This window comes from Acinetobacter sp. ACNIH3 (assembly GCF_002918965.1).
GTDB lineage: Bacteria > Pseudomonadota > Gammaproteobacteria > Pseudomonadales > Moraxellaceae > Acinetobacter > Acinetobacter schindleri.
In genome coordinates this window covers 1-4926 of sequence record NZ_PQLP01000083.1, presented here as the reverse complement: position 1 = coordinate 4926, position 4926 = coordinate 1, and the positions used below count along the sequence as shown (strand labels likewise).

Below are 4926 nucleotides of genomic sequence, written 5' to 3'. Positions count from 1 at the left end.
CGGCCAAGGAAAACTTATTATCTGTTCGAATCTCTTGCTTTAAGATCTGATCTGGATTAGAGATCTGCAGTTTGAATTTTATTTCATCTGGAATTTCTTCTGGATCTAATGGAGTCGCAATGAGTGCTCCAGGTAAATCATGACCTAAAGCTGCCAATAACTGAAATTCATTGTCTATATGTACTTTGAGGCTTTGTGCAATCAGTTCGCGTAATGCACCTTCTGGTAGCAAGTTTGATAGCAAGGGATGTAAACGCTGATGTGTAACATAGGTCTTTTCTAAAATTTTATCCACTTGAGGATACAAGGGGGAAGTCAGCAGGCTCAAGGTCGGGCGTTGCTGATCAGAGCGGAAAGAATCTGTAAAAACCAGAATATTTTTTCCGCTCTGAAATCCTGCCAAGTATCCAACGATACCGTGATGTAATGTTAATTTCAGGACGGCAACAGTATTCATGGTTCCTCTCCTCCGAGAAGACCCTTCCATGGGTTAGTCATTAAGTCATCCTGATCTTCAATAGTGACTTTAATTTCATCATTCAATAATTGTCTGATCAAATGAACCTTATCATCAGGGATGAGCATCAGTTGAGCATTTAATCCTGCCGCTATAATTTCTAAGGTCTCTAATCGAGGGTTGCCCTGACTTTCCAGTTTTTGGTACTGCTGTCTTGAAATGCCTGTACGGGATTGCATATCAACTTGCTTTAAGCCCAATTGGGTTCGTCTTTTTTTGATTTGCTGAAGTAAAGACTTATTCATTGTAGATGCATTTATTGCTTTTAGGTTCTGTAAGAAACATATTAGTTTCTTTTTTTTTGAAAAGCAATTTATGACTTTATCATTTCGATCGGCTTTGTTGCACAAAGATTTGAAATGCAAAGCGCCCCTAATTGAGCCAAATTTAAGGCGTAACTTGGGTAAGTGGTCGACCTAATTCCGTAAATCTGTTAAGGACTGCTACACGTGCATGGATCTCATTCACTTGGCTATCAAAACTCCTTGCACTGATTTTATCTCCTAATAATTTGATGCAATGCATCTTAGTTTCAACCAAACTTCGCCGATGATAGCCTGACCATTTTTTCCATAGTGTCCTGCCTAAACGCTTAACTGTTCGAAGTAATTCATTTCGCTCTAGCGAGCTACTCTTTGTATCTTTCCATGGTTTCGCATTTTTTCTAGGTGGAATCACCGCATGCCCTTGCCGATCTGCAATGAACCGTACCGGGTTTGTCGGAGACTTTTATTTAAGTTAGGCCACCTGACCTAACGGGTTAATCTTATAATCGTACATTGCTTCAAGCTCAAAAGACGACACATAACTCAGCGCATCAAGCACCATATCTGTATTCTTACCACGCCATACACCTTGTATTTCAAGATTTTGCATCAATCGAGAACTGTATAGCGCGCAATAACATAACTTCTCGTTGCAGTTGTTGCCAGACTTTACGAACGCCATACCGGCCCGAACTTTCTTTCCAAATTCGTTTGATTTGCTTAGCATGATGAAAATCATGTAGATCTCGTTTTGCTCGATGTTCCCTTGCGAAGCGATGCGCTTCTCATCGCAGGAAAGTTGGTCTCCGACAAACCCGGTACGGTTCAGTATCCAAAAATTGGAGAATCCTGGCGGGCAAATTGGGAAAATATCCGAACGATCTTTAGCTATCCTGCTGAAATACGTCATGCGATTTATACAACAAATGCAATTGAATCATTGAATAGCGTGATCCGCCATTCAACTAAAAAGAGAAAGATCTTCTCTTCTGATGATTCAGTGAAAAAGGTCATTTATTTAGCAACTTCAAATGCTGCTAAAAAATGGACCATGCCAATTCAAAATTGGCGTTTAGCAATGAATTGGTTTACGATTCAGTTCGATGATCGATTAAAAGATCATTTATAAAAAATGAGACTTACACAAAATAATTTACAGGCTTGTAGAAACATGAAAATACATTCTTTTGGTGAACACAATAACATTACTTTATCTAATAATTGTATTGAAGTTCGAGGTGCACGTGAGCATAACCTTAAGGATGTAGATGTTTCTATCCCAAGAAATGCACTTGTTGTTTTCTCAGGTGTATCGGGTTCAGGAAAATCATCACTTGCTTTTGGAACTATTTTTGCTGAAGCACAAAGAAGATATTTCGAATCTGTTGCACCTTATGCAAGACGCTTAATAGATCAGGCCGGAGTACCAGATGTTGATGCTATTGATGGTCTACCACCAGCAGTAGCATTGCAACAACAACGTGGTGCAAGTAATACCCGTTCTTCTGTTGGAAGTGTAACAACTTTATCAAGTCTCGTGCGAATGATTTATTCGCGTGCTGGTGCATATCCTGCCGATCAGCCAATGTTATATGCCGAGGACTTTTCACCGAACACTCTTCAAGGTGCTTGTCCTACCTGTCATGGTTTAGGTCACATTTATGAAGTTACAGAATCGACAATGGTTCCTGACCCAACACTCAGTATTCGTGAGAGAGCTATCGCATCATGGCCACCTGCTTGGCACGGGCAAAACTTACGCGATATCCTAGTAACCCTAGGGTATGATGTTGATCGACCATGGAAAGATTTACCGCAATCGGATAGAGACTGGATTTTATTTACTGAAGAAACCCCAACAGTTCCTGTCTATGCTGGTTTAAGCCCCGCTGAGACTCAATCTGCACTTAAACGTAAACTAGAACCCAGCTATATGGGCACTTTCACTGGTGCTCGTCGCTATGTCCTTCATACTTTTGCTAATACCCAAAGTACGTTGATGAAAAAACGTGTTTCACGTTTTATGGAAGGAAAAATATGCCCTTCCTGTCATGGTAAACGCCTTAAACCAGAAGCCTTATCTATTACCTTTGCTGGAGTAGATATTGGTGAGTTTATGCAACTTTCTTTGGATAAGTTAACTTGCCTGCTTGAGCCCATTGTTCTTGGCAATTTCGACGCTCATGATGCTGGAGAAAAGACTAATAATAAAGTAACCCAACTTGATAGATCCGAACGAGCAACAACAGGTAGAGCAGTGCATTCTGTATCTCCAGATGTAAGACGTACGTCAGCACTTTCAGATGAAAAGAAAATTGCTGCCCAGCGTTTAGCAAATGGTGTGGTGGGGCGTTTAAATCAATTACGCCAGTTAGGTCTTGGTTATCTAACATTAGATAGAGCCACACCGACTCTTTCAGCGGGAGAGTTACAACGTTTGCGTTTAGCAACACAATTAAGTTCTATGCTATTTGGTGTAGTTTATGTACTGGATGAACCGTCTGCTGGATTACATCCTTCAGATAGTCAGTCATTATATGATTCTCTCGATAAATTAAGAGACGCTGGAAACTCCGTATTTGTTGTAGAGCATGATTTAGAGCTCATGCGTCGTGCTCAATGGTTAGTGGATGTTGGACCAGATGCAGGAGAGCAAGGTGGTAATATTTTATATAGTGGAGTACCTCAGGGTTTAAGTGAGATTTCAGCTTCACGTACTGCAAGTTATTTATTTAATAAAATCCCAGTTACTCAAAGTTATGGACGTACACCCTCTGGTTGGCTTGAACTTAACAATATTTACCGACATAACCTGCATAATATTGATGCTCGTATACCTCTTGGTGTACTTACAGCAGTTACAGGTATTTCAGGTTCAGGTAAATCTAGTCTCGTTTCTCAAGCTTTACCCGAGTTAGTACTTTCATATTTAGGCAATGAATCTGAAACTGAAAACAATAATGAAAATAATCCGTTAAATGAAGGAATGTTGGTTACCGAGGTTACACAGGGTTCTCTGGCTGGTGATGTGGAGGCTATACAGCGTCTGGTACAGGTTGATCAAAAACCAATTGGCCGTACTCCACGTTCTAATCTGGCAACTTATACGGGTTTATTTGATCATGTTAGAAAGTTATTTGCTGGGACTCCTGAAGCTCGCCAAGCTCATTATGATGCTGGACGTTTTTCGTTTAATGTGGCTAAAGGGCGATGTGAAACTTGTGAAGGTGAAGGCTTTGTCAGTGTAGAATTATTGTTTATGCCAAGTGTATATGCCCCTTGTCCGACATGTCATGGTGCTCGATATAATGATGACACTCTGAAAATTCGCTGGAATGGACGTAATATTGCTGAAGTATTAGGAATGACCGTCAATGAAGCACGTGATTTTTTTGATGGAGAGGTCTCGATTGCTCGTTCACTACAATTATTAAAGGAAATTGGCCTTGGTTATTTACGTTTAGGGCAACCAGCGACTGAACTATCTGGTGGAGAAGCGCAACGTATTAAATTGGCGACCGAGCTGCAACGCAATCAGCGTGGAAATACACTGTATATACTTGATGAGCCAACTACAGGTTTGCATCCATCAGATGTAGATCGATTGTTAGTTCAATTGCAGCGATTAGTCGATGCGGGTAATACCGTGGTTATGATTGAGCATGATATGCGTGCCGTTGCACAAGCAGATTGGGTGATTGATGTGGGACCAGGTGCTGGAAATGCTGGTGGGAATATTGTTGTGGCAGGAACACCAAAACAAATAACAGAAAATCAAGATAGCCGTACTGCTCCATATTTAGTTAATGAGTTAGTGAGTCGTGATACTAAACATTGATATTGCGAGTGGGTAGAATAAAACCTTAAATTAAAATCCTGTAAAATCAATCAGATATTTTTTGTTTTAGGTGGTGTGTGAGCATGAAATCTAAAATTTTTTTCAACTAAGGGCTTTGTTGCACAAACCTATCTGTAACGGCTTTTTCAGCGATATAATTTTCAAATGAAGAAGCCTACACACAAAATCTACCGCACAACCAATTGGCCCGCATATAACCGAGCACTCATGAGTCGCGGAAATATTGCCATTTGGTTTGATCCTGCTACGCAATGGTATGCGCCATCAAAAGGCAAACAAGGGCG

General features: G+C 40.5%; 3 protein-coding genes and 4 pseudogenes. 3 read left to right on the top strand and 4 right to left on the bottom strand.

From position 1 onward, the window contains the following. The 4 genes and pseudogenes from C3420_RS16265 to C3420_RS16250 form a co-directional block, all read right to left on the bottom strand. On the bottom strand, positions 1 to 457 hold a 457-nt coding region (locus tag C3420_RS16265), incomplete at its 3' end, for a HipA N-terminal domain-containing protein (RefSeq protein ID WP_171294484.1). Beyond that, complete coding sequence (locus C3420_RS16260; protein WP_004282130.1) at positions 454 to 762, bottom strand: helix-turn-helix transcriptional regulator; 309 nt, start codon at positions 760 to 762, stop codon at positions 454 to 456. The genes C3420_RS16265 and C3420_RS16260, both read right to left, overlap by 4 nt. Before the next feature lie 142 nt (positions 763 to 904). Then, a pseudogene (locus C3420_RS16255) lies at positions 905 to 1219 on the bottom strand (transposase); the annotation flags it as partial. Between the two features lie 132 nt (positions 1220 to 1351). Next, positions 1352 to 1547: pseudogene (locus tag C3420_RS16250) on the bottom strand (IS3 family transposase); the annotation flags it as partial. Positions 1548 to 1609: 62 nt separating this feature from the next. Between C3420_RS16250 and C3420_RS16245 the strand changes: the two are divergent. The 3 genes and pseudogenes from C3420_RS16245 to C3420_RS16235 all read left to right on the top strand — a co-directional run. Further along, a pseudogene (locus C3420_RS16245) lies at positions 1610 to 1912 on the top strand (transposase); the annotation flags it as partial. A 42-nt stretch (positions 1913 to 1954) separates the two neighbouring features. After that, a complete protein-coding gene (locus C3420_RS16240; protein ID WP_005100732.1) occupies positions 1955 to 4621 on the top strand; it encodes an excinuclease ABC subunit UvrA in 2667 nt (888 codons plus the stop codon). 165 nt (positions 4622 to 4786) lie between these two features. Next, positions 4787 to 4926: pseudogene (locus C3420_RS16235) on the top strand (IS5/IS1182 family transposase); the annotation flags it as partial.